18 protein-coding genes and 1 tRNA gene are annotated in these 25228 nt (G+C 69.6%); 7 read left to right on the forward strand and 12 right to left on the reverse strand.

Annotation, left to right across the window (positions count from 1 at the left end):
* The first annotated feature begins 23 nt into the window (after positions 1 to 23).
* Positions 24 to 1439: a serine/threonine-protein kinase gene (locus OG866_RS21860; RefSeq protein ID WP_329337066.1), complete on the forward strand. Its 1416-nt coding sequence runs from the start codon at positions 24 to 26 to the stop codon at positions 1437 to 1439.
* 150 nt (positions 1440 to 1589) lie between these two features.
* On the opposite strand, the gene OG866_RS21865 is transcribed toward OG866_RS21860, so the two are convergent.
* The gene (locus tag OG866_RS21865) at positions 1590 to 2885 is read right to left on the reverse strand and encodes a hypothetical protein (protein WP_329337067.1); all 1296 of its coding nucleotides are present in this window, start codon (positions 2883 to 2885) and stop codon (positions 1590 to 1592) included.
* A 251-nt stretch (positions 2886 to 3136) separates the two neighbouring features.
* Positions 3137 to 3265 carry a DLW-39 family protein gene (locus OG866_RS21870; protein ID WP_003999697.1) on the reverse strand — a complete coding sequence of 43 codons (129 nt, stop codon included), beginning with the start codon at positions 3263 to 3265 and terminating at the stop codon, positions 3137 to 3139.
* 340 nt (positions 3266 to 3605) lie between these two features.
* Here OG866_RS21870 and OG866_RS21875 point away from each other — a divergent pair, with 340 nt between their 5' ends.
* On the forward strand, positions 3606 to 3944 hold the full coding sequence (locus OG866_RS21875) for a DUF6344 domain-containing protein (protein ID WP_329337068.1): 339 nt from the start codon (positions 3606 to 3608) through the stop codon (positions 3942 to 3944).
* Between the two features lie 432 nt (positions 3945 to 4376).
* Here the strand turns inward: OG866_RS21875 and OG866_RS21880 are convergent, their stop codons facing one another.
* Positions 4377 to 4544: a hypothetical protein gene (locus OG866_RS21880; RefSeq protein ID WP_329337070.1), complete on the reverse strand. Its 168-nt coding sequence runs from the start codon at positions 4542 to 4544 to the stop codon at positions 4377 to 4379.
* A gap of 1081 nt (positions 4545 to 5625) precedes the next feature.
* On the opposite strand from OG866_RS21880, the gene OG866_RS21885 reads away from it, so the two are divergent.
* A complete protein-coding gene (locus tag OG866_RS21885; RefSeq protein ID WP_329337073.1) occupies positions 5626 to 9597 on the forward strand; it encodes an nSTAND1 domain-containing NTPase in 3972 nt (1323 codons plus the stop codon).
* A gap of 127 nt (positions 9598 to 9724) precedes the next feature.
* On the opposite strand, the gene OG866_RS21890 is transcribed toward OG866_RS21885, so the two are convergent.
* From OG866_RS21890 to dnaA, 9 genes are all read right to left on the reverse strand, one after another.
* Positions 9725 to 9798, reverse strand: a tRNA-Ile gene (locus OG866_RS21890).
* Positions 9799 to 9886: 88 nt separating this feature from the next.
* Positions 9887 to 10693: a DUF3566 domain-containing protein gene (locus OG866_RS21895; RefSeq protein WP_329337074.1), complete on the reverse strand. Its 807-nt coding sequence runs from the start codon at positions 10691 to 10693 to the stop codon at positions 9887 to 9889.
* 17 nt (positions 10694 to 10710) lie between these two features.
* A complete protein-coding gene (gene gyrA / locus OG866_RS21900; RefSeq protein ID WP_329337076.1) occupies positions 10711 to 13305 on the reverse strand; it encodes a DNA gyrase subunit A in 2595 nt (864 codons plus the stop codon).
* A gap of 42 nt (positions 13306 to 13347) precedes the next feature.
* Entirely contained in the window at positions 13348 to 15411 is a 2064-nt protein-coding gene (gyrB, locus tag OG866_RS21905) for a DNA topoisomerase (ATP-hydrolyzing) subunit B (RefSeq protein ID WP_329337078.1), read from the reverse strand.
* A gap of 392 nt (positions 15412 to 15803) precedes the next feature.
* Entirely contained in the window at positions 15804 to 16343 is a 540-nt protein-coding gene (locus tag OG866_RS21910) for a DUF721 domain-containing protein (RefSeq protein WP_329337079.1), read from the reverse strand.
* The gene (gene recF, locus OG866_RS21915; RefSeq protein ID WP_329337080.1) at positions 16340 to 17461 is read right to left on the reverse strand and encodes a DNA replication/repair protein RecF; all 1122 of its coding nucleotides are present in this window, start codon (positions 17459 to 17461) and stop codon (positions 16340 to 16342) included. The genes OG866_RS21910 and recF overlap by 4 nt, the downstream gene beginning before the upstream one ends.
* Before the next feature lie 51 nt (positions 17462 to 17512).
* Entirely contained in the window at positions 17513 to 18388 is an 876-nt protein-coding gene (gene gnd, locus OG866_RS21920) for a phosphogluconate dehydrogenase (NAD(+)-dependent, decarboxylating) (RefSeq protein ID WP_329337081.1), read from the reverse strand.
* A 182-nt stretch (positions 18389 to 18570) separates the two neighbouring features.
* A complete protein-coding gene (gene dnaN / locus OG866_RS21925) occupies positions 18571 to 19701 on the reverse strand; it encodes a DNA polymerase III subunit beta (protein ID WP_329337083.1) in 1131 nt (376 codons plus the stop codon).
* 923 nt (positions 19702 to 20624) lie between these two features.
* Positions 20625 to 22640, reverse strand: coding sequence for a chromosomal replication initiator protein DnaA (gene dnaA / locus OG866_RS21930; protein WP_329337085.1), 2016 nt, complete (start codon positions 22638 to 22640; stop codon positions 20625 to 20627).
* Between the two features lie 376 nt (positions 22641 to 23016).
* Here dnaA and rpmH point away from each other — a divergent pair, with 376 nt between their 5' ends.
* Genes rpmH through yidC form a run of 4 tightly spaced genes read left to right on the forward strand, consistent with a single transcriptional unit; the run spans position 23017 to position 25223 of the window.
* The gene (rpmH, locus tag OG866_RS21935) at positions 23017 to 23154 is read left to right on the forward strand and encodes a 50S ribosomal protein L34 (RefSeq protein ID WP_006381191.1); all 138 of its coding nucleotides are present in this window, start codon (positions 23017 to 23019) and stop codon (positions 23152 to 23154) included.
* A gap of 21 nt (positions 23155 to 23175) precedes the next feature.
* Entirely contained in the window at positions 23176 to 23547 is a 372-nt protein-coding gene (gene rnpA / locus OG866_RS21940) for a ribonuclease P protein component (RefSeq protein ID WP_329337087.1), read from the forward strand.
* Positions 23544 to 23921, forward strand: coding sequence for a membrane protein insertion efficiency factor YidD (gene yidD, locus OG866_RS21945; RefSeq protein WP_329337089.1), 378 nt, complete (start codon positions 23544 to 23546; stop codon positions 23919 to 23921). The genes rnpA and yidD overlap by 4 nt, the downstream gene beginning before the upstream one ends.
* A gap of 3 nt (positions 23922 to 23924) precedes the next feature.
* Positions 23925 to 25223 carry a membrane protein insertase YidC gene (yidC, locus tag OG866_RS21950; protein WP_329337090.1) on the forward strand — a complete coding sequence of 433 codons (1299 nt, stop codon included), beginning with the start codon at positions 23925 to 23927 and terminating at the stop codon, positions 25221 to 25223.
* Positions 25224 to 25228: the final 5 nt, after the last annotated feature.

Consider the following 25228-nt stretch of genomic DNA (forward strand, 5'->3'; position numbering starts at 1 on the left):
AGGGGGAGGAGCGACGCACAGCCATGGGTGAGGTCTTCGCCGGCCGGTACGAACTCGTCGACCCGATCGGACGCGGTGGCGTCGGCGCCGTCTGGCGCGCCTGGGACCACCGGCGCCGGCGCTATGTCGCCGCCAAGGTGCTCCAGCAGAGCGACGCGCACTCCCTGCTGCGGTTCGTCCGTGAACAGGCGCTGCGGATCGACCACCCCCATGTGCTCGCGCCCGCCAGCTGGGCCGCCGACGACGACAAGGTCCTGTTCACGATGGACCTGGTCGGCGGCGGCTCCCTGGTCCACCTGGTCGGCGACTACGGCCCGCTGCCCCCGTCCTTCGTCTGCACGCTTGTCGACCAGCTGCTGTCCGGGCTGGCCGCGGTGCACGCGGAGGACGTCGTCCACCGGGACGTCAAGCCCGCCAACCTGCTGCTGGAAGCCACCGGCACGGGCCGCCCCCGGCTGCGGCTGTCCGACTTCGGCATCGCGATGCGGCTGGGCGAACCCCGCCTGACGGAGACCAACCTCGTGGTGGGGACGCCGGGATACATCTCGCCCGAGCAGATGATGGGCTCCGAACCGGACTTCCCCGCCGACCTGTTCGCCGTAGGACTGGTCGCGCTGTATCTCCTGGAAGGCGCGCGGCCCGACTCCAAGGCGCTCGTGCAGTACTTCGCGGCGCACGGCACACCGAGTGCGCCCAAGGGCATCCCCGAACCTCTGTGGCAGGTCGTGGCGACCCTGCTCCAGCCGGATCCGCAGGCGCGGTTCCGGACGGCCACGGGGGCGCGCAAGGCGCTCGCCTCGGCCGTGGAGCTGCTGCCCGAGCCCGGCCCCGACGACGAGCTGATCGAGATCTTCGACCAACTGGGCCCACTGCCACCGGGGTTCGGCCCCGAGGGCCCGCTCAAACAGGCGCCCGGTGTGGAGACGGGGCACCGCACTTCTGACCTCACACCACCCCGCCCTCAGCACCCTCCCGCCATGGACCCGTCGGTATCCACCGGGGCGCCGGCACAAGGCCAGGCACCGGGTCGAGGACAGGGACCGGGCCAGGGACAGGGCCGAGGACAGGGACCGGGCCAGGGACAAGGTCAGGGACAGCACGGCGTACCACAGCAGCCCGCGCACCCGGCCCCGTTCGCCCCCCACGACCCCACCCACGTCCTGTTCTCCCCCCGCCCCCGTACCCACCCGGCACCGCCTCTGGCACCGCCCGTGACCCCTACGCCGACGCCAACGCTGCCGCGTCAGCGCGCTGATGCCTCTACTGCTTCGTACACCGCTCAGGTCCCGCAGGTTCCCCCTCCGGCCCAGGAAACTTCCCGCCGCCGCGGCTCCCGGGCACGACGCCGACCCGGCCCCCCGGCCAAGGTGGTGTTCCCCCTCCTGCTCCTCGCGCTGATCTGCTACGCCGTGGGCTTCTGGGCGCTGACCCGCATCTGAGCCCCGCCCCACGCACTGGCCCGGCACCGCGCAACGGCCGTCAGAGCACCACGGCCGTCACAGCTCCACAGCCGTCACGGCACCACAACCGGCACTAGAACCGGCACTAGAACCGGCACCACAACCGACCCACCTCACGGCCCCGCACCCCTACCAGGCGCCCCCGGCCCGCCGCCGAGCCACCGCCGTCCACACCCCGAGCGCCGCCAACACCAAGGTCCCGCCCCCGAGCCCGGCCGCGGCAACCACAGTCATCACGGCGTCGTTCCCGTCGTTCCCCGCGACCCCGTCACCGCCCTCACCGCCCCCGGCAGCACCCCGCCCCGGTCCCGCCGCCGCCTCGAAGGGCCCCGGAGGCTCGAACCGCCCGTCGTACGTGGGCCCCGCCTCGGCCGTGCCCTCCACCCGCACACGCAACGTCACCTCGTACGGCCCGGTGCCGTACTCCTCGCCCATCCCCTCGGCGAGATGAAGGGCCAGGTAGTACGTGCCGGCGAACCGCGTGCCGCTCACCGAGCCGAGGGAGGCATAGCGGTTGGCGTAGTCGACGGGCGGCAGCGAGCCGAGGGACGCCGACTTCTGGCTGCCGCTGTAGCCGAGGTTCACGTCGTCGACGGGACCGCGCGCGGGGTTGTACAGCGCCATGTTCAGGGCGCCGCCCATGTAACCGCCGCGACGCGTGCTGCCCAGTTCGGCGGTGGCACCGATCCGTTGCCCCCAGCCGACCGGTACCGCGTAGAAGAGGGTCTGCCCGGGGGAGATGTCGACGCTCCAGACCCCCTGCTCCACCGCCGCGGCCGCGCCGAAGCCCGACCCTCCGGAGCGGGGAACGGCAGGCCCCGTAAGGGGATCGAGGGAACCGGAATCAGAGCTTCCCGAGCTCCCCGAGCTCCCCGTGCTCCCCGTGCTCCCCGTCGGAGTGGTCCCGACCGCCTTCTCCAGACGCGGCTCCAGGAACGGCGCCAGCTCCAGGTCCCAGTCGTCCGGCGTCGAGCTCGTCCCGGCGATGCGGTGGACGACCACGTAGTACCGGCCCTCACCCTGACACGACGTACGCCGTGCCGCGGTCTCGCGCGACCCCCACGCCACGACCGGCCGCGGGCTGCGGCTCGGCCCGACGTAGGCGCTCTCGACGGAGCAGCTACGGCTGTCGGCGTCCCGCACGGTCACCCTGATGCCGTCGGTCGCGGTCACCAGCGTGCCCGCGCGCGGGACGGCGGTGACGGAGACGTACGCGTTCGAGGTCGCGTCGAGGTCGAGGCGGTAGGAGACGTCGCTGTCCGCCGGAAGGGAGCTCTTGTAGGTCCTGCCGGGGACGAGGAGCTGGGCGTCGGCCGTGGTCGACGCACCGGTGACCGGCTGGTCGTCGGAGGCGAAGCCATAGGCACCTGACGTTCCGTCCGCCAGCGCGGGCTGCCCCGTCAGGGTGACGACCGCCAAGGCCACCCCCACGAGTGCCGGGCGCACAACGGTCCACGGCCGAGAACGCCACCGCACCGTACGCCGCCCCACCGCCACCCGCCACCCCACCTCGTCGCCGGACCGTGGCCCATCCTGCCCAGCCGGGGCGAGGCTCACCCCCGTATTCCGCGCGCCGTGTCCCGAAGGCAACGCAAAACCCCGACCGCAACGGCGGCCGGGGTCTGTTCAGAACCGGAAGTCTCAGACCGAATGTCTCAGAGCCGGATGTCAGACACTCACGAACCCGTGGGCACGGAGTCAGTCGCCTCCGTCCACAGATCCTGCTCGGCGCGATCCGCCTGGATCTGGCGGTACACGAGGAGCCCGCCGATGGCGGCCAGTGCGACCAGGAGAAGCTTCTTCACCGTGCGACCTCGTCTTTCTTTGACGTAGGGGACCTCTGGCGCCCGACTATACACACCGACCGATACCGATCGGTGACCTGCGTCAGCCCCTCAACTTCCGCCCTCCACAGCGCAGTAGAAGCGGATGACGCCGCTCCGATCGGAGGGTGATCACACCTCCACACGCGGTGACTTTTGACCCCTCTCCTCCCCTCTCCTCCGGTTTTCTGGCCCCTTGCACCCATCCGGGTGGTGTTCATCTGAACATCGACGCGCCATGGGCGTCGGTCCGTGCTTTCGCGGCCCTCATACACATCATGAGGAAAGTACGCAAATCGCCCAACCCGAAAGTAGAGGGGCCATGGACCGCAACAAGGCCATGAAGCTGTGGACCGCCATCGTCACCGCCTTCCTGGCGCTGTGCACGACGCTCGGACTCGTCACCACGACCGCCGCCGCGGCCGTACCCCAGACCGACACGACCCGCAGCAGCACCGAGCAGCGGACCACGACCGAGGAGCCGGCCCCGTGGGCATGGGCCTGGTCCCTGGCCCATGCCAGGTCCCTGCCCCCCACGATGAAGCAGCGCATCCGCGCCGAGGCCCACGGCAAGACGCCGAGCTGCCGCCACCGCGAGCCGTCGGACACGGAGTCGACCGACGAGACGACCGCCTGCGAAGAGACGGCCCCCACCCCCTGAAGCAGCAAGCCCAAGAAGAACCTGAAGCAGCGAGCCCGCGCAGAATTGAAGCAGCGAGCCGCGAAGCACCTGAAGCAGCAAGCACATGAAGCAGCCGCAAGCCCCCCGACGACGTACGCCCGCCCCGAAGACCAGGAATCTCAGAGCTGCTCCACAGCTGGGAAGAATGGCACTGGGTGATCCAGGAGGACGGCAGAACCGACGCCGCCGCCCCCTAGAACCTCGACCACTGGATAGACCTACGACTTCCGCGCCCCGGTCCACCCCGCCATCCTCTGCGTACGCCGCGAGCTGTTGTTGTCGCTCGGCGACTGGATGGCAGATCAGACCTGGTCGAGCGCGAAGCCCGTATGTCTGTCACAAGCCCGTGTGTCTGTCATAGAGGAACGAGCGCGCGCACTCGCCGCCTTCCGATGGCGTACGACCCCGGGTTCAGCGCCCTCCCTCAGGACCGGCGAACCAACGGGCCACCGTGCGCAGAGTCGCCTCGTCGAGCCGGTCGACCAGGGCCTGTACGGCGGCCACGTCGTCCGGAGTGAGGTCGTACCGCCCCGCCTTGCTCAGCCCTGCCATCAGGACCTGATGCCGACGGTCGCGCATGCGCTCTGCGAGCTTGTCCGGCGCCCCGACCGCGGCGGCGGCAGGCTCATCAAGAACCTCCGGAACAGCAGGCGCGCAGCAGGCGCGAGGGAAGCCTCGGCGGCGGCGGACTGCCAGCCTCCGCCCTCCCCGGGCCCCCAGACCTCGACCGTCACCTCTTCGCCCCGCGCCCGCATGGTCTGGCTCATCTCGCCCACGGCGTACAGCACGGGCACTTGTTCACCCCTAGGGAAGCGGTACGGCACGGGACCATAATTGACACCTCGTCAGATATCCAGGCCCGCTGCCCGCGCCCGGCACCCGCCGACGAGGAGGGGCACATGCCAGAACTCCGCGACGAGCCGCAGGCCTCCACGGAACCCCTGCAGAGACCCTCAGAAGAAGCCACGCCGAGCGCGCCCGCAGCGCCTACGCCCGCGCCGAGGCCGCCTGCGGGCACGCGGGCATCGGCCCGGGCGCCGTCGAGCTCGTACCGAAGAGCCCGGCCGGCCGCGCCGCCCACTCCCTGCGCCTGCCCGCCCAGTCACTGAGCGCCCTCGCCACCTCCGTCCCCGACCCGGCAGCGGACGCCCGCTGCGCCCGCAACATCGCCGCCGCGACGGCACTGGCGGCACAGACCCACGACGAGAACACGGCACAGCCCCATGGCGAGAACGACGACCACTCACGGGCCGTCTCCCGCGAAGCCTCCCGCGCGGCCTTCCATACGGCGGTGAACGCGTCCCAAGCCGCGGCGGGCTGGATTCAGCCCCGTCCGCGCTAGCCGCGAACGCGAACCCCGTCGTCCGGCACCGGTCCCTCCCCTCGTGGGGACCGGTGCCGAACTGTGGGGGGGGCGCGTCGGCCCGCACCAGGGCGGCGAGGGCCGGGCAAAGGCCGGAACAAGACAGTCCGGATGCGGCCGGTGATTACTCCGGCGGAAGCTCAGGCGACGCACAGTCAACTGCGCTGTCGTGGCTTGATCCTGCCCCTTGGTGCCGTCGCCGGGGAGGTTCCGGACCTGAGGGATCGACTTTTCCGCAGGTCAGCCCTATAGAGTGAGTTTTCCGGTCCGGACGTCCAGCAGCGAGGGAAGTAAGGGGTGGGGGCCTTGAGTTCCGACTCAGGGGCACGCACGGCCTTCGCGGAACGCCTCGCACTGCTGTACCGGGAAGCCGGCAATCCGCCGCTCAAGAGCGTGTCCGAGGCGGTCGTACGCCTCCAGCGGATCGACGAACGGGGGCGTCCCGTACAGGTCTCCGCGCAGCGGATCAGCGACTGGCGCCGGGCCAGGAACGTCCCCGCACAGTTCACCGCCCTCGCGGCCGTCCTGCACATCCTCATACCCCAGGCGCGCCGCGCCCAGCCCACCCCGGCCTCCACCGGCCTCTACGACCTCGTCCACTGGCAGCGCCTGTGGGAGCAGGCGATCACCGGCTCCGCCGACGAGGAACGCCCGCCGGCCGAGACCCCGCCCCCGTCCGCGGCCGGTGTCTGCCCCTACCGGGGCCTCGCCTCGTACCGCCGTGAGGACGCCCGCTGGTTCTTCGGCCGGGAACGCAGCACCGACGCCCTCCTCACCCAGCTCCTCGCCGCGGAGCGGACCGGGGGACTGGTCATGCTCGTGGGCGCCTCGGGAGCCGGGAAGTCCTCCCTGCTCAACGCCGGTCTGGTACCCGCGCTGACCGAGGGGGGCCGGGAGGTGGTCCAGTTCGTGCCGGGCGCCGACCCGCTCGCGGAGCTGACCCGTCGTATCCCCGCACTCGCCGCCGTACCGGATCCCGCAGAACCCGACTTCGCCCGGACCGTGCGAGCCTCCGTCACCGCGTGGGCGGGCGGCGGCGCCCGGCCGGTCCTGATCGTCGACCAGTTCGAGGAGACGTTCACCCTCTGTGCCGACGAGACGGGCCGCCGTACGTTCGTCCAACTGCTGCACGCCGCGTCCGCACCCGGCGACAGCCCGAATAATCCGGATGATCCGAACGATCCGGGTGATCTGGGCGATCCGGCCCCGGTGCTGGTCGTTCTCGGGGTCCGCGCCGACTTCTACGAGCAGTGCCTCTCCTATCCCGAGCTGGCCGACGCGCTCCAGCACCGGCACATGGTGCTCGGGCCGCTGACCGGCACGGAGCTGCGCGAGGCCGTCGCCGCCCCGGCGAAGGCCGTGGGGCTTGAGCTGGAGCCGGGGCTCGCGGAGCTGATCGTGCGGGAGGTGAGCGCGGACGGGCCGCGCGGGGAGCACGACGCGGGAGTGCTGCCGCTGCTCTCCCACGCGCTGCTGTCCACCTGGCAGCGCCGCAAGTCGGGGCGGCTGACGCTGGCCGGGTACCGGGCCGCGGGCGGTATCCAGGGCGCGGTGGCGGCGACGGCGGAGCGGGCCTGGTCGGGCCTGGACCCGGCGGCCCGTACCGCCGCGCGGCTGCTCCTGCTGCGCCTGGTCCGGCTCAGCGAGGACACCCAGGCCACCCGTCGGCGCGGCACGCGGCGTCAGCTGGCGGCGGAGTCGGCTGATCCGGACAAGACCGAGGAGTCCCTCGAGGCACTGGTCCGGGCGCGGCTGGTGACGCTGGACGCGGAGACCGTGGAGATCACCCACGAGGCGCTGCTGCACGCCTGGCCTCGGCTGCGCGACTGGATCGACGAGGACCGCAACGGCAATCTGCTGCGCCAGCGCCTGGAGGAGGACGGCAGATCCTGGGAGGACTCCGAGCGGGACTCCGCGCTCCTCTACCGCGGCTCACGCCTCGAACAGGCCCATACCTGGGCGAAGTCGGCCGGCGACACCTTCCTGACCCGCAACGCGATGGAGTTCCTGGCGGCCTCGGTACGGCTGCGCAGGCGCACGGTGTGGATCAGCCGGGCTGCGATCTCGGCGCTGCTCGCTCTGACCCTGGTGGCCGTCTGTGCGGCGGTGATCGCGTGGAAGCAGCGGGACGACGCCGTCTTCGAACAGGTCGTCGCCGAGGCGGACCGCTTCCAGGACACCGACCCCTCGCTCTCCGCCCAGCTCGCCCTGGTGGCGCACCGGCTGCGCGGCGGCGACGAGGGCGCCCGCAGCCGACTGCTGTCCACGGCGAACGCCCCGCTGGCCACCCCGCTGCTCGGCCACACCGGCGCCGTCTACCTCACCTCGTTCAGCCCGGACGGCCGCACCCTGGCCACCGCCAGCTACGACCGCACCGTCCGCCTGTGGGACGTCTCCGACCCCGGGCGCCCCAAGCCGCTCGGCCACCCCCTGACCGGGCACACCAGCTGGGTCAGCAGCGCGGTCTTCAGCCCGGACGGCCACACCCTGGCCAGCGCCTCGGACGACGGAACGATCCGCCTGTGGGACGTACGCCGGCCGAGCCGCCCGCGTTCCCTCGGCACGCCCCTGACCGGCCACGACGGCACGATCTACCTGGTCGCGTTCAGTCCCGACGGCCGCACGCTGGCCTCCGCCGGCGACGACCACACCGTGCGCCTGTGGGACATGACGGACCCGGCCCGCCCCGCACCGCTCGGCAAGCCGCTGGCCGGCTCCACCGCGGCCGTGCGGTCCGTGGCGTTCAGCCCCGACGGGCGGACCCTGGCGGCCGGGGGCGACGACGACGCGATCCGGCTGTGGAACGTGACCGACCGGCGCGCTCCCGAGCCGCTCGCCAAGCCGCTGACCGGGCACAACGGCCTCATCCACTCCGTGGCGTTCAGCCCGGACGGCCGCACCCTCGCCAGCGGCAGCACGGACGACACCGTACGGCTGTGGGACGTGGCCGACCCGCGGCGTCCCGGCCCGCTGGGCACCCCGCTGACCGGGCACACCGGTCCCGTCTGGTCGGTGGCGTTCAGCCCCGACGGCAAGCGCCTCGCCGCCGCCAGCGCGGACAGCACGGCGAGCCTGTGGAACGTCGCCAACCCCGCCTCCCCGTCCCAGATCGGGGAGCCACTGTCCGGCGCGAGCGGGGAGATGTACGCCCTCGGCTTCAGCCCCGACGGCCGCACCCTCGCCACCGGCAACGGCGACAACAAGGTCCGCCTGTGGTCGATCCCCACCTCCGACATGACCGGCAGGCTCGGCGCGTTCCGCCCCGACGGCCGCGTCCTCGCCACCGCCGCCCGCGACGAGTTCGTCCGCCTGTGGAGCGTCGCCGACCCCGGCCGGCCCACGCTGCTGTCCAGGCCCTTCCGGCCGGGGGAGGGCGACGTCCGCGCGCTGGCCTTCGCCCCCGGCGGCCGCACCCTGGCGGTCCTGACAGGCAGTCACGCGGTACAGCTGTGGAACGTCTCCGACCCCGGCCACCCGGTCCCCTACGGCAGTCCGGTCCTCCTCCAGACCCGTTTCCCGGGGCCGGAGGCACTGGCGTTCAGCCCGGACGGCCGTCTCCTGGCGACCGCCCACGACGACCGCACGGTCCAGCTGTGGGACGTCGCCGACCCCGCCCACCTCACCCGCCTCGGCACCCCGCTGACCGGCCACAAGGGATACGTCAACTCCCTTCTCTTCAGCCCCGACGGCCATACGCTGGCCAGCGGCAGCGCCGACGACACCGTCCGCCTGTGGAACGTCACCGACCCCGGCGACGCGACCCCGCTCGGCAAGCCGCTCACCGGCCACTCCGGCCCCATCGACGCCCTCGCCTACAGCCCCGACGGCCGTACGCTGGCCAGCGCCGGCGACGACGACACGGTCCGCCTGTGGAACATCACCGACCCCGGCAACGCGACCCCGCTCGGCGAACCACTCACCGGTCACACCGAGGCGATCGTGTCCCTGACCTTCAGCCCGGACGGCGACACCCTGGCGAGCGGCGGCAACGACAACACGATCCGCGCCTGGGACGTCAGCGACCCCGCGCTCACCACTCCCATCGGCCAGGCGATGAGCCCCAACGGCCGGACCGGCAGCTTCCTGTCCTTCAGCCCGCGCGGTGACATGCTCGGCGTCTCCAGCGGCATCGACACCGTCCGCCTGTGGAACCTCGACACCGACACGGCGGTCCGTCACATCTGCGCGGCCACCCACGGCGTCCTGACCCCCGGCAAATGGCACGAGTACCTGCCTCGTCTGCCGTATGAGCCCCCATGCGACGCCTGACGTTGTTAGCCTTGGCCATAGCCCGGTCGCTGGTGCATCCCCCGTCGCCAGCGACCGGGCGTTTCTCCGTCCAGAACCTGGCCATACGAAAAAACCCCAGTCATATCGACTGGGGTTCCTCGTTCTGTGGGGCTAACAGGATTTGAACCTGTGGCCTCATCCTTATCAGGGATGCGCTCTAACCAACTGAGCTATAGCCCCGCCGCGCTCTGCGGTGTGTGTCCCGCGCGCTGACTCCTGAAGATTAGCGCACGACCGGGGCAGTCCCAAAATCGATAGTCGGGGCCGGTCACTCGTCCTCGGCGAGCGTCAGCTCGACGCCGCCGACGAAGCCCGCGGAGAGGTTGTAGATGAAGGCGCCGAGCGTCGCGAGGGCCGTCGCGAGGACGACGTCGATGACCGCGATGATCGACGTGAACAGCAGGACGTTCGGCAGCGACAGGAAGGACTGTAGGTCGAAGCCGTTGGACTCGTTCGAGCCGGTCGCCTCCGAGATGGTGCCGCCGACCGTCGAGAAGACGCCCATCGCGTCCATGACCATCCACAGCACGGCGGCCGCGACGATCGTGCAGATGCCGAGCGCGATGGAGAGCAGGAAGCTGACCTTCATCACCGACCACGGGTCGGCCTTCGCCACCCGCAGCCGCGCCTTGCGGGTGCGCGGCGTGGTGCGCGCCCCGGTGCGCGGCCGGCGTACGGCACCGGTGGCGGCGGCCTGCGCCGGGTAGGCCTGCGGCGGGTGGTAGGGCCCCGCGGCCTGCTCCGGCCGGCGTTCGCCCGGCAGCGGCGACGGCGCCGGCTGCTGGGCCGACGGCTGGGGCTGGCCGCCCGGAGCGGCCGCGCCCCCGCCCGCCGCGTACTGCTGGGTCTGCGGACCTCGGTCCGTCACAGTTCCCCCCTGGGATCCATGCGAGTCGGGCGAGGGAGAGTCCTTCGCGGGCGACTTGATCGCTTTGAGCTGGGTCGTGTGCGAATCTGTCGCCCGCCCGTCCGTGGTGCGCGCGTCGGTCGTACGCGCGGCGGAGCCACGACCGCCGTCGTCCGTGTCCGTACCGGAAGGGGTACTGGACGGTCCGGCGCCCGTGGCTCCGCTCACGTGACTCACTCCTCGTGCTACTCGGCCGAGGGCGCCTCGCCCTCGTCCGTGCCGGTGGTCGCGGCACCCTCGACGGTCTCGTCGACGGCGTCGTCGCCGTCGACCTCCTCCGCCTCGCGTCCCGCCTCGGCGTTACGTGCGATACCGACGACGGCATCGCGCTTGCCCAGGTTGATCAGTTGGACGCCCATGGTGTCACGGCCCGTCTCCCTGACCTCGTTGACTCGCGTACGAATCACACCGCCGCCCAGTGTGATGGCGAGGATCTCGTCGGTCTCCTCGACCACCAGCGCGCCGACGAGGGAACCCCGGTCCTCCACGATCTTGGCGGCCTTGATGCCGAGGCCGCCGCGACCCTGGACGCGGTACTCGTCGACGGCGGTCCGCTTCGCGTACCCACCGTCTGTGGCAGTGAACACGAACGTACCGGGTCGAACAACATTCATCGAGAGCAGCTCGTCTCCCTCACGGAAACTCATGCCCTTGACACCCGAGGTCGCGCGGCCCATGGGACGGAGTGCTTCGTCCGTGGCCGTGAACCTGATCGACTGCGCCTTCTTGCTGATCAGAAGCAGATCATCCTCGGCCGAAACGAGTTCGGCTCCGATCAGTTCGTCGTCAGAACCGTCGTCCGTTTCCCTGAGGTTGATCGCGATGACACCTCCGGAACGCGGCGAATCGTAATCCTTCAGAGCCGTCTTCTTCACCAGACCGCCCTTGGTGGCCAGGATCAGATACGGCGCCACCTCGTAGTTGCGGATGGCGAGGATCTCGGCGATCGCCTCGTCCGGCTGGAAGGCCAGCAGGTTCGCGACATGCTGGCCCCGCGCGTCCCGCCCGGCGTCGGGCAGCTCGTACGCCTTCGCCCGGTAGACACGGCCCTTGTTGGTGAAGAACAGCAGCCAGTGGTGGGTGGTGGACACGAAGAAGTGGTCGACGATGTCGTCTTCCTTGAGCTTCGTGCCGCGCACGCCCTTGCCGCCGCGCTTCTGGGCGCGGTAGTCGACGGTCTTGGTGCGCTTGACGTAACCGCCGCGCGAGACCGTGACGACGATGTCCTCTTCCGCGATCAGGTCCTCGATGGACATGTCGCCGTCGTAGGGCACCAGCATGGTCTTGCGGTCGTCGCCGAACTTCTCGACGATCGCGGCGAGTTCCGCGCTGACGATGCCGCGCTGGCGGACCGGCGAGGCCAGGATCTCGTTGTACTCGGCGATCTTCGCCTGGAGTTCGTCGTGCTCCTGGATGATCTTCTGGCGCTCCAGGGCGGCCAGCCGGCGCAGCTGCATCTCGAGGATGGCGTTGGCCTGGATCTCGTCGATCTCCAGGAGCTGCATCAGGCCCGTGCGCGCGATGTCGACCGTGTCGCTCGCCCGGATCAGTGCGATGACCTCGTCGATGGCGTCCAGGGCCTTGAGCAGACCGCGCAGGATGTGCGCCCGCTCCTCGGCCTTGCGCAGCCGGAACTTCGTCCGGCGGACGATGACCTCGATCTGGTGCGTCACCCAGTGGCGGATGAACGCGTCCAGCGAGAGGGTGCGCGGCACACCGTCGACCAGGGCCAGCATGTTGGCGCTGAAGTTCGACTGAAGGTCCGTGTGCTTGTACAGGTTGTTCAGTACGACCTTGGCGACCCCGTCCCGCTTCAGGACGATGACCAGACGCTGGCCGGTGCGCGAGCTGGACTCGTCGCGGACGTCCGCGATACCGCCGACCTTGCCGTCCTTCACCAGGTCGGCGATCTTCTGCGCGAGGTTGTCCGGGTTGGTCTGGTACGGCAGCTGCGTGACCACCAGGCACTGGCGGTTCTGGATCTCCTCGACCTCGACGACCGCCCGCATGGTGATCGAGCCACGGCCCGTGCGGTACGCCTCCTCGATGCCCTTGCGGCCGACGACCAGCGCGCCGGTCGGGAAGTCCGGGCCCTTGATGCGCTCGATGAGGGCGTCCAGGAGCTCCTCGTGCGAGGCCTCCGGGTTCTCCAGGTACCACTGGGCACCGGCCGCGACCTCGCGCAGGTTGTGCGGCGGGATGTTGGTGGCCATACCGACCGCGATACCGGCCGAGCCGTTGATCAGCAGGTTCGGGAAGCGGGCCGGCAGGACGGTCGGCTCCTGGGAGCGGCCGTCGTAGTTGTCCGTGAAGTCGACGGTCTCCTCGTCGATGTCACGGACCATCTCCATCGACAGCGGCGCCATCTTGCACTCGGTGTAGCGCATGGCGGCCGCCGGGTCGTTGCCCGGGGAGCCGAAGTTGCCGTTGGAGTCCACGAGCGGCATGCGCATCGACCAGGGCTGGGCGAGGCGGACCAGGGCGTCGTAGATGGAGGAGTCGCCGTGGGGGTGGTAGTTGCCCATGACGTCGCCGACCACGCGCGCGCACTTGTAGAAGCCGCGCTCGGGGCGGTAGCCGCCGTCGTACATCGCGTACAGCACGCGGCGGTGGACGGGCTTGAGACCGTCCCGGACGTCCGGCAGGGCACGCGCCACGATGACGGACATCGCGTAGTCGAGGTACGAGCGCTGCATCTCCGTCTCGAGCCCGACGGGCTCGACACGCTGGGCGATGATGCCGCCCTCTTCAGGGGTGACAGGAGTGTTCTCGTCGGCCATTGCTGGTGAAGATCCTTCCTGGTGCGGTCAGCTGAGACCGACTCAGATGTCGAGGAAGCGGACGTCCTTGGCGTTGCGCTGGATGAACGCGCGGCGGGCCTCGACGTCCTCGCCCATGAGGACCGAGAACAGGTCGTCGGCCTGGGCGGCGTCGTCGAGGGTGACCTGACCGAGGACGCGGTGCTCCTGGTCCATGGTCGTCACGCGCAGCTCCTCGGCGTTCATCTCGCCGAGACCCTTGAAGCGCTGGATCGAGTCCTCACGGACCCGCTTGCCGCGCTGGCGGCCCATTTCGAGGAGCGCGTCGCGCTCGCGGTCCGAGTACGCGTACTCGATGTCGTCCCGGCCCCACTTGAGCTTGTAGAGCGGCGGACGGGAGAGATACACGTGCCCGGCCTCGACCAGCGGCCGCATGAAGCGGAACAGGAAGGTCAGCAGCAGGGTGGAGATGTGCTGACCGTCGACGTCGGCGTCCGCCATCAGGATGATCTTGTGATAGCGGAGCTTCTCGATGTCGAAGTCCTCGTGCACACCCGTGCCGAAGGCCGAGATCAGCGCCTGGATCTCCTGGTTCTGAAGGATCTTGTCGATCCGCGCCTTCTCGACGTTGAGGATCTTGCCCCGGATCGGGAGGATCGCCTGGTACTGCGGGTTACGGCCGGACTTGGCCGAACCGCCGGCGGAGTCACCCTCGACGATGAAGATCTCGCACTTCGTCGGGTCGTTGGACTGGCAGTCGCTCAGCTTGCCCGGCAGCGACGCCGACTCCAGCAGACCCTTACGACGCGTCAGGTCACGGGCCTTGCGGGCCGCCACGCGCGCGGTGGCCGCCTGGATGCCCTTGCGGATGATGTCCGCGGCCTCGACCGGGTTGCGGTCCAGCCAGTCGTTGAGGTGCTCGTAGACAGCCTTCTGCACGAAGGTCTTCGCCTCCGTGTTGCCCAGCTTGGTCTTCGTCTGGCCCTCGAACTGCGGCTCGCTCAGCTTGATCGAGATGATCGCCGTCAGACCCTCGCGGATGTCGTCACCCGTGAGGTTGTCGTCCTTCTCACGGAGCAGCTTCTTGTCGCGCGCGTACTTGTTGATCAGGTTCGTCAGCGCCGCGCGGAAGCCCTCTTCGTGCGTACCGCCCTCATGCGTGTGGATGATGTTGGCGAACGAGTACACGCCCTCGGTGTAGCCGCTGTTCCACTGCATCGCGACCTCGAGCGAGAGGCTGCGCTCCTTGTCCTCGGCCTCGAGGTCGATGATGGAGGGGTGGACCGGCTCTCCCTTGCGGGAGTTGAGGTACTTCACGAAGTCGACGATGCCGCCCTCGTAGTGGTACGAGACGGTCTTGACCTCGTGCTTCTCGTCCTCGCCCGCCTCGTCCGCACCGGCGGTGGCCTTCGCCGACTCACGCTCGTCGGTGAGGTTGATGCGCAGGCCCTTGTTGAGGAACGCCATCTCCTGGAAACGCCGCGACAGCGTCTCGAAGGAGTACACCGTGGTCTCGAAGATGTCCGGGTCGGCCCAGAAGGTGACCGTGGTGCCGGTCTCCTGGGTCGCTTCGTGCTGCTCCAGGGGCGCGGTCGGGGCGCCGCCCTTGTACTCCTGCGTCCAGCGGTAGCCGTCGGTCTTGATGTCGACGGCCAGCTTGGTGGAAAGCGCGTTCACGACGGACACGCCGACGCCGTGCAGACCACCGGAGACGGCGTACCCGCCGCCGCCGAACTTGCCGCCCGCGTGCAGCACGGTGAGCACGACCTCGACGGCCGGCTTCTTCTCGACCGGGTGGATGCCCACCGGGATGCCACGGCCGTTGTCGACGACCCGTACACCGCCGTCGGCCAGGATCGTCACGTCGATGGTGTCCGCGTGACCGGCCAGCGCCTCGTCGACCGAGTTGTCGACGACCTCCTGCACCAGGTGGTGCAGGCCGCGCTCGCCCGTCGAGCCGATGTACATACCGGGTCGCTTGCGAACCGCGTCCAGACCCTCGAGGACGGTGATGGCGCTGGCGTCGTACGAGGCGGTGACCTCGCCGTGCGCGCCGGCGGCGGTGGACGGGATGTTCTCGTTGGGGTTGCCGGAATCGGCCACGAAGCGCCCTTTCTGGCACAGCACGAGCCAAGCTCTTCGGCGGGTTGCCGGAGCGGCTGCGGCATGTTGCGTTGGTAAGCCTTGATCAGCGTTGCTCAGCTTGTCCCGGACGGTCCCCACGAGTGGGGCGGGATTAGCTTCCAGTCTACCGGTAGCGCCGACAGTGATGGGGGTTTGCCGGTACCTGAGTCCTCATGTGCCGCCCTGAATCCTCCTCTCCCGGGTCCCCATATACGGAGCGGGGCTCCAAGAGGCTCACGCAGGCGCTCAGCGCTTCGGACTGTCAACCCTTGGCTACTTGGGAGTCAGGTCGCAATTCGCGACCGCATGCGGCCGTACGACACGACGGCCGCCGAAGGTCCCGAAGGACCGCCGACGGCCGCCGATGTGATGTCTGTCACCCACAGGTTTGCGGGTCATCCATAGGTGTCACCAGGCCCCGTGCTGCCCGGGGCACGCAGGGGGCCGTAGCGCCGCGGGGGACCCCCGGGACCCTGCACCTTGATGATCCGCACCGCGCCGTGCCCCAGATCCTCGTTCAACCGGGCCACCAGCGTCGGCGCGAGCAACCGCAGATTCGTCGCCCACGCCGTCGAGTCACAACGCACGACCAGCACCCGCTCGTCCTCGTCGTACCGTTCCGGCTCACAGTGCTTGGCCACGTCCTCGCCGACGATCTCCGGCCAGCGCCCCATCACCCCACCGACCGCCGCCGGCGCCTCCCAACCCCGCTCACTGATCAGCCGGTTGATCGCCGACCCCAGCGCCATCGGGTCACGCCCGTCAGCGCGCGCGCCGGAGCGCAGACCACCCCGCCGCGCCTGCTTCTTCTGCTGCGCCGCGTCCCCCCGCGCGCGTGCCTGCTCCTTGGCCGCGCGCAGCGCCACGCGCGCGAGGTCGACACCGGAGGGTTCAGGCGCCTTCTGGGGAGTGGGCTCCTCAGGACTGCCGCTCATACGCGCTCCACCACCCCGCCGGACACCGAGTACCGCGCCCCGGCCAGCAGATGCGGTACGTCGTCGTCGACCGCCGCCGTCACCAGCACCTGCTCCCCGGGCGCCACCAGCTCCGCCAGCCGCTCCCGCCGCCGGGTGTCCAGCTCGGCGAACACATCGTCGAGGATCAGCACCGGCTCATTGCCCTCCGCACGCAGCAGGTCGTACGACGCGAGCCGCAGCGCCAGCGCGTACGACCAGGACTCCCCGTGCGAGGCGTACCCCTTGGCGGGCAGCTGACCGAGTTTGAGAAGCAGATCGTCCCTATGGGGACCGACCAGGGTCACACCCCGCTCGATCTCCTGCTTACGGGCCTCCGCGAGCGCCGCCATCAGCTGCTCGTGCAGATTCTCGCGCGTGTGCGCCTCGCCGGGCGCCGACGGCTTGTACTCCAGAGCGATCGGGCCACCGCCCGGCGCCAGCTGCTCGTACGCCTTGTCGGCCAGCGGCTGGATCGCGGCGATCAGATCGAGCCGCTGGGCGAGCAGCTCGGCACCCACGCGCGCGAGGTGCTGGTCCCACACGTCGAGGGTGGACAGATCCATGGACCGGCCGCCGTGCCGACGCGCGAGCGCGGCCGACTTCAGCAGGGTGTTGCGCTGCTTGAGCACCCGCTCGTAGTCGGAGCGCACGCCCGCCATGCGCGGGGAGCGGGCGGTGATCAGCTCGTCGAGGAAGCGGCGCCGCTCCCCGGGGTCGCCCTTGACCAGGGCGAGGTCCTCGGGAGCGAAGAGGACGGTCCTGACGATGCCGAGCACATCACGCGGTCTGACCTGCGAGGACCTGTTGATACGGGCCCGGTTCGCCTTGCCCGGGTTCAGCTCCAGCTCGACCAGCTGCTGCCGCTCGCCCTGCCGCACCTGTGCCCGGACGATCGCACGGTCGGCGCCCATACGGACCAGGGGGGCGTCGGAGGAGACGCGGTGGCTGCCGAGGGTGGCGAGATAGCCGACCGCCTCGACCAGGTTCGTCTTGCCCTGCCCGTTGGGGCCGACGAAGGCGGTGACGCCCGGGTCGAGCGGAACTTCGACCCGGGCGTACGAGCGGAAGTCGGCCAGCGACAGATGCGTGACGTGCATGGTCGGGCGCCGACCTCCCCCGGCTTGTGGACCGCTGGGCGGCCCTGTGGCTTACTTCTTCTCGACCGCGTGGCCGCCGAACTGGTTGCGCAGCGCCGCGATCATCTTCATCTGCGGCGAGTCGTCCTGACGGGACGCGAACCGCGCGAACAGGGACGCGGTGATCGCCGGCAGCGGCACCGCGTTGTCGATGGCGGCCTCCACGGTCCACCGGCCCTCGCCGGAGTCCTGTGCGTAGCCGCGCAGCTTGTCCAGGTGCTCGTCCTCGTCGAGGGCGTTGACGGCCAGGTCGAGCAGCCAGGAACGGATGACCGTGCCCTCCTGCCAGGACCGGAACACCTCGCGTACGTCGGTGACGGAGTCGACCTTCTCCAGGAGCTCCCAGCCCTCGGCGTAGGCCTGCATCATCGCGTACTCGATGCCGTTGTGGACCATCTTCGCGAAGTGCCCGGCGCCCACCTTGCCGGCGTGCACCGCGCCGAAGTCGCCCTCGGGCTTGAGCGCGTCGAAGACCGGCCGCACCTTGGCGACGTTCTCCGCGTCGCCGCCGTACATCAGCGCGTAGCCGTTCTCCAGGCCCCACACACCGCCGGAGACACCGCAGTCGACGAAGCCGATGCCCTTGGCCGCGAGCTCCTCGGCGTGCTTCTCGTCGTCTGTCCAGCGGGAGTTGCCGCCGTCCACGACGACGTCACCCGGCTCCAGGAGCTCGGCCAGCTCGTCGACCGTCGACTGGGTGGCGGCACCGGCCGGGACCATCACCCACACGACCCGCGGGCCCTTCAACTTGCCCACAAGCTCTTCCAGGCTGTGGACATCGGCGAGGTCCGGGTTGCGGTCGAATCCGATGACGGTGTGGCCTGCGCGGCGGATCCGCTCGCGCATGTTGCCGCCCATCTTGCCGAGGCCGACGAGACCGAGCTCCATCAGTTGTTCCTTAGGTTGCTGTGGCGTGTGTGGCACCTTCGTACCTACGTCCGAGCCTAAACCCGGACGCTCACGCACACCTGTGGGCATACGCGCTCATACGTACGCCCCCACCTGCGGACTTTCCCCAGACCCTGAGCTCGTCGTCCACGGCCTGGGGACAACTCCGGCCGTCCAGCCGCTCAGCCGCTGAGTCGCACCGGCATGATCAGGTACTTGTAGGCCTCGTCCGCCTCCGCGTCCAGAGCCGGCTTGCCGCTGAGCAGCGCGGGCTTCGTGGACGTCGTGAAGGACAGCTGGGCGACCGGGGAGTCGATCGCGCTCAGGCCGTCCAGCAGGAAGGTCGGGTTGAAGGCGATCGACACGTCGTCGCCCTCCAGGTTGGCGTCGACGCGCTCCACAGCCTGTGCGTCGTCGCTGGAACCGGCCTCCAGGATCAGCACGCCCTGCTCGAAGCTCAGCCGCACCGGGGTGTTGCGCTCGGCGACCAGCGCCACGCGCTTGACGGCCTCCACGAAGGGGGCGGTCTCGATCACGGCGACGGAGTTGAACTCGGTCGGGAACAGCGAGCGGTACTTCGGGAGGTCGCCCTCCAGCAGACGGGTCGTCGTACGACGGCCCGCGCCCTCGAAACCGATCAGGCCCTCGCCGGCGCCCGAGCCGGAGAGCGCCAGGGTGACGCTGTCGCCACTCGTGAGCGCCTTGGCGGTGTCCAGGAGCGTCTTGGCGGGCACCAGGGCCACCGCGGACGCCTCGGGGTTCTCCGGCTTCCACAGGAACTCACGGACCGCGAAGCGGTAGCGGTCGGTGGAGGCCAGCGTGACGGTGTCGCCCTCGATCTCGATGCGCACACCGGTCAGCACGGGCAGCGTGTCGTCGCGGCCGGCCGCGATGGCGACCTGGGAGGCGGCGGAGGCGAAGACCTCACCGGGGACGGTGCCGGTCGCGGTAGGCATCTGCGGCAGCGCCGGGTACTCCTCCACAGGCAGGGTGTGGAGGGTGAACCGGGAGGAGCCGCAGACCACGGTCGCCCGTACACCGTCTGTGGAAATCTCGACCGGGCGGTTGGGCAGGGCGCGGCAGATGTCGGCGAGCAGCCGGCCGGAGACCAGGACCGTGCCCTCCTCCTCGACCTCGGCCTCGACGCTGACCCGCGCGGAGACCTCGTAGTCGAAGCTGGACAGGCTCAGCTGGCCGTCGTCGGCCTTCAGCAGCAGGCCGGCGAGGACAGGCGCCGGCGGACGGGCCGGGAGGCTGCGTGCCGCCCAGGCCACTGCCTCCGCGAGTACGTCGCGTTCCACCCGGATCTTCACTGTTGCCGCCTCCTGCTGTTGCCGGCGCTTCGCTCTGCCTGGCCTCGTCGTCTGTCTCGGTGTCGTCGGCCCCAGTGCGGGGAAGGACACCGGGGAACAGTCTGACGCACCCCACTGACAGTAGGTGCCTCTCGGGGTCAAGTCGTGACGAGGGGCAGTCGGGAGCCGGACAGCGAGTTGTGCACAGGACCCACTTCGAAACGGATTCCCAGCTCTCTCTAGTTGGGAGTAGTAGTAGGGGCTGTGGATACGGTGGATAACTCCGTTTTCCCAGGTCAGACCGGAAATTTTGTCCACGGGCCCTGTGGGCGAAGACGGTGGACAACTCGGGGTCTCTGTGGAGAACAGAAAGTTCTGCACACCCCATGCACAGCCTGAGGTGAGTTCTCCCCAGCTGCGTCCCCAGCTTTACCCACGTTTCCCACACCCCAACCCGGCACCTTCGTGTGACCGCTTTCACTCGACCCGGTGAGCTGCCGCGTCGCGTTGCCGAACAGTGGACAGGCATGTGGAGAAGCTGGGGATCGCTGGGGACAACCTGGCTCAGCCTGTGGGTTGCCGGTGGACAACTTGATGCACAGCCTGTGGATCTTTTCGTCGTCCACAGTCTGTGGAGATCGCTCGTCCACGAATCCACAACCACTTGACCTGGCCTGATGGTCTTTCACCAGGCGCCCTGTGGACGGCGATCTGGACAACTTGGCAGTCCCCAGGATGTGGACGGCAGAAAGTCGGCGAATCTGTGGAGGGAGGCCGTAACCCGGCGGTTAATCGAACAGCGGGCTACGAGGACATGACGGCGGACGCGGCGCTGGAGCAGCGCTGGAGGAGCGCTGGAGCGACGGTGGGGCGACGGCCGGCATGACGAAGGGCGCCCCGGGACCGTGTCCCCGGGCGCCCTGGACGCCGTGAGTACGCCTGTGTCAGCCGTTCTTGATGCGGTTGGTCAGCTCGGTGACCTGGTTGTAGATGGAGCGCCGCTCGGCCATCAGATTGCGGATCTTGCGGTCCGCGTGCATGACGGTCGTGTGGTCACGGCCGCCGAACAGGGCACCGATCTTCGGCAGGGAGAGGTCGGTGAGCTCGCGGCACAGGTACATGGCGATCTGCCGGGCGGTCACCAGCGCGCGCCCGCGCGAGGTGCCGCACAGGTCCTCGACGGTCAGGCCGAAGTAGTCCGCCGTGGCGCCCATGATCGCCGTCGAGGTGATCTCGGGAGCCGAGTCCTCGCCGCCGGGGATCAGGTCCTTGAGGACGATCTCCGTCAGGCCCAGGTCCACCGGCTGCCGGTTGAGCGACGCGAACGCCGTCACCCGGATCAGCGCGCCCTCCAGCTCACGGATGTTCCGTGAGATCCGGGAGGCGATGAACTCCAGCACCTCCGGCGGGGCGTTGAGCTGCTCCTGGACCGCCTTCTTGCGCAGGATCGCGATCCGGGTCTCCAGCTCGGGCGGCTGGACGTCGGTGATCAGACCCCACTCGAAACGGTTCCGCAGCCGGTCCTCCAGTGTCACCAGCTGCTTGGGCGGCCGGTCGCTGGAGAGCACGATCTGCTTGTTCGCGTTGTGGAGCGTGTTGAAGGTGTGGAAGAACTCCTCCTGCGTCGACTCCTTGTCCGCGAGGAACTGGATGTCGTCGACGAGCAGGATGTCCATCTCCCGGTACCGCTTGCGGAAGCTGTCGCCCTTGCCGTCGCGGATGGAGTTGATGAACTCGTTGGTGAACTCCTCCGAGCTCACATAACGCACGCGCGTGCCGGGGTACAGGCTCCGCGCGTAGTGCCCGATCGCGTGCAGCAGGTGCGTCTTGCCGAGCCCCGACTCCCCGTAGATGAACAGGGGGTTGTACGCCTTCGCGGGCGCCTCGGCGACGGCCACCGCGGCCGCGTGCGCGAAGCGGTTGGAGGCGCCGATGACGAAGGTGTCGAAGAGGTACTTCGGGTTCAGGCGTGCGGTGGGCTCACCGGGGCCGCTCGCCGGCGCGGGCTTCGCGGCCGACGGGCCGGGAGCGCCACCGGCCGAGGGCAGTGCGGAGCCACCGTGTCCCCCGCGGTGCGCGTGCCCGCCGGCGGAGGGCGGCTCGGGCAGGTCGCGGCGCGGGCCGGGCTGGTCGTAGTCGTCGCGGCGCGGGCCGGGCTTGTCGTAGTCGTCCCGCCGGGGCTGGTCGTAGTCCGCGCGCTGCTGCTCGTAGTCGGGGCGCTGGCCGTCGTAGGGCGGGCGGTCCATCGGCTGCGGGCGGTAGTCCTGGGGCGGTGAGGCGTACGCGTCCTTGGGGTACGGCTCCTGGGGGTACGACTCCTGCGCGGACGGTGTCGCGTACGGGTCGCGCTCGGGGAAGCCGAGGCGCGGCTGCTGCCAGCTGTACTCGTCCTGCTGCGGCCGGGGCCAGGCGCCGGGTTCGGGGCGCTGGTACTCGCCGGGGTAGGCGGGGCGGGCCGTGGGCAGCTGGTCGCCGGGGCCACCGGGGAGCTGCTCGGGGCGGCCCGGCTGGCGGTCGTCGGCGCGGTGGCGGCCGTAGCCCTCGTACTGATGGTCGTACGGGTTGCCGTCGTACTTGCCGCCCTGGCCGCCTTGGCCGTCGTACTGGCCGGCGGGGAGCTCGGGCTCCTCGTAGCGCGACTGGGGGCGGGGCGGTTGGGGCGCCGGTGGGGCCGGGGGCTCGCCGGCGGAGTCGTCGACGGTGATCGCGATGCGGATCGGGCGGCCGCACTCGCGGCTCAGGGTCTCGCTGACGATCGGGGCGAGGCGGCCTTCGAGCACGCCCTTCGCAAACTCGTTCGGTACGGCGAGCAGGGCGGTGTCCGCGACCAGCGCGAGCGGCTGGCAGCGGCGGATCCAGTGCTCGTCCTTGACCTCCACGCCCTGCCCGCGGCCCTCGCCGAGGAGCTGCTCCAGTACTCGTGGCCACACTGCGGCAAGATCGGCAGGTACGTCAGCCACAGGGCACGCTCTCTCACAGGTCCCACGAACGTGTGATGGTGGGACGGGTCGGGATCTACACCGCGGGGCGCGGGGGACAAAGGAACGAATCGGAGTTCAGCCAAGGTAGTCAGGGCGACGGGTGCGGTTCAAGTTGTTGTCCCCAGCCTGTGGATAGTGTCTCCCGGTGACCGCTGGTTTGACCGGATGGCGTAGCCGCGCGTACCGTAACCAGGTCGAGTTGTCGATGGCTGCTGCCGCCTGCCTCCGATGGGCACAGATCGCGTCAGGTGATCGGGAAGCGGTGCACTCGGGCGTAAGCGAGAGCTACTCGTGGGCGCACGGTGACAGCCAGGACGGCACCCGCCACCACCGATTTGATTTCTGGAGCCCCCGAGTGAGCAAGCGCACCTTCCAGCCGAACAACCGTCGTCGTGCCAAGACCCACGGCTTCCGCCTGCGGATGCGTACCCGTGCCGGTCGCGCGATTCTCGCGAACCGTCGTGGCAAGGGTCGCGCCAGCCTGTCCGCCTGATCCTGATCAGGTCATGACGTCGTGCTGCCTACCGAGCATCGGCTGAGGCGGCGCGAGGACTTCGCGACCGCAGTACGACGAGGGCGCCGGGCAGGCCGCCCGTCCCTCGTCGTTCATCTTCGTAGCGGTGCAACGGACCCGCACGCGCCTGGGGAGAGCGCTCCCCCGACGCGTGCGGGTTTCGTCGTGAGCAAAGCCGTGGGCGGAGCGGTGGTGCGCAACAAGGTGAAGCGCAGGCTTCGCCATCTGATGCGCGACCGGGTCGACCTGCTGCCCCCCGGTAGCCTGGTAGTCGTACGAGCGCTGCCCGGTGCGGGTGACGCCGACCATGCACAACTGGCCCGAGACCTGGACGCCGCCATCGAACGGCTACTGGGAGGGGGCGCGCGATGAAGTACCCGCTGCTGGCTCTGATCAAGCTGTACCAGTGGACGATCAGTCCGCTGCTGGGGCCTGTGTGCAAGTACTACCCGTCGTGTTCCCGCTACGGCTTCACGGCCATCGACCGGCACGGTGCGATCAAGGGCACTGCGCTCACCGCCTGGCGCATCCTGCGCTGCAATCCGTGGTCGCTGGGAGGCGTGGACCATGTCCCGCCACGCAAGCGTCCGCGGTGGCACGAAATGCTGCGTGACGCCTGGCGTACACGCAGGGGCGGGCACTCCGCCGCCGAAACGGCCACCGAGGGGAATCCCTCTTCGATCACTGAAGAGAATCCTCCTTCGAGCCCGGCCGCAGAGACTCCGTCCCATGCCCAAGGAGCATGATTAGTGGACACGATTGCCAGCCTGTTCAGCTTCATCACGACACCCGTCTCCTGGGTCATCGTCCAGTTCCACAAGGTGTACGGCGCCATCTTCGGCCCTGACACCGGCTGGGCCTGGGGCCTGTCGATCGTGTCTCTGGTGATCCTGATCCGTATCTGCCTGATCCCGCTCTTCGTGAAGCAGATCAAGTCGACGCGGGCCATGCAGACGCTCCAGCCTGAGATGAAGAAGATCCAGGAGCGCTACAAGAACGACAAACAGCGTCAGTCCGAAGAGATGATGAAGCTGTACAAGGAGACGGGCACCAACCCGCTCTCCTCGTGCCTTCCCATCCTGGCGCAGTCGCCGTTCTTCTTCGCGCTGTACCACGTGCTCAACGGCATCGCGACGGGCGACCAGATCGGCGTCATCAACGAGTCGCTGCTCGCCAGCGCCCGTAAGGCGCACATCGTCGGTGCCCCGCTCGCCGCGAAGTTCACCGACAGCCAGTCGACGGTGGAGGCGCTCGGCGCCACCCTCATGGACGTCCGGGTCGTCACCGCGATCATGATCGTCATGATGTCGGCGTCGCAGTTCTTCACGCAGCGCCAGCTGATGACCAAGAACGTCGACACCACGGTGAAGACGCCGTTCATGCAGCAGCAGAAGATGCTGATGTACGTCTTCCCGGTCATGTTCGCCGTCTTCGGCATCAACTTCCCGGTCGGTGTCCTCGTCTACTGGCTGACCACCAACGTGTGGACCATGGGCCAGCAGATGTATGTCATCCGCAACAACCCGACCCCGGGTTCCAAGGCGCAGGCCGCCTACCTGGAGCGGCTGACCAAGCACGTCACGCACCACGGCAAGGTCCGGCGCCGCAGCGAGAAGACCATCGTCAAGGCGATCGTCGCCAAGGGCCGTGACCGCAACGAGTTCGAGCGCAAGTTCATCAACTCCCTGAGCAAGGCGGGTCTCGCCGCGCAGGCCGACGGCGTTGTGATCAAGAGCGAGAGCCAGGCCGCCGCCCAGGCCGAGGACGGTACGCCGACCACGGGCGGTACCGGTACGCCGAAGCGCCAGCAGCCCAAGCGGCAGAGCAAGTCCCAGCGGCAGTCGGGTGGCGCCACCGCCGGTGCGGCGAAGCCGGCTGATGAGCATGTCTCGCTCAGCAAGTCCGACGACGAGCCCGAAGACGCCAAGCCCGCCGCCCCCGCCAAGAAGGCCGCGCAGAAGCAGCAGCCCGGCGCCGGTACCCGCAGCAAGGCCCAGTCCGGACAGCGCAAGGGCCCGCAGCGGCCCAAGTCCCCGTCCAAGAAGTAAGAAGG

This window comes from Streptomyces sp. NBC_00663, assembly GCF_036226885.1.
In the GTDB taxonomy this organism is placed as follows: domain Bacteria; phylum Actinomycetota; class Actinomycetes; order Streptomycetales; family Streptomycetaceae; genus Streptomyces.

What these genes read in the sequence shown, in the direction of transcription:
- gyrA (WP_329337076.1), bottom strand. Translation starts at nt 13,305, where the DNA reads ATGGCCGACGAGAACACTCCTGTCACCCCTGAAGAGGGCGGCATCATC.
- OG866_RS21860 (WP_329337066.1), top strand. Translation starts at nt 24, where the DNA reads ATGGGTGAGGTCTTCGCCGGCCGGTACGAACTCGTCGACCCGATCGGA.
- yidD (WP_329337089.1), top strand. Translation starts at nt 23,544, where the DNA reads ATGAAGTACCCGCTGCTGGCTCTGATCAAGCTGTACCAGTGGACGATC.
- OG866_RS21875 (WP_329337068.1), top strand. Translation starts at nt 3,606, where the DNA reads ATGGACCGCAACAAGGCCATGAAGCTGTGGACCGCCATCGTCACCGCC.
- gnd (WP_329337081.1), bottom strand. Translation starts at nt 18,388, where the DNA reads ATGGAGCTCGGTCTCGTCGGCCTCGGCAAGATGGGCGGCAACATGCGC.
- OG866_RS21880 (WP_329337070.1), bottom strand. Translation starts at nt 4,544, where the DNA reads ATGCGCGACCGTCGGCATCAGGTCCTGATGGCAGGGCTGAGCAAGGCG.
- recF (WP_329337080.1), bottom strand. Translation starts at nt 17,461, where the DNA reads ATGCACGTCACGCATCTGTCGCTGGCCGACTTCCGCTCGTACGCCCGG.
- OG866_RS21910 (WP_329337079.1), bottom strand. Translation starts at nt 16,343, where the DNA reads ATGAGCGGCAGTCCTGAGGAGCCCACTCCCCAGAAGGCGCCTGAACCC.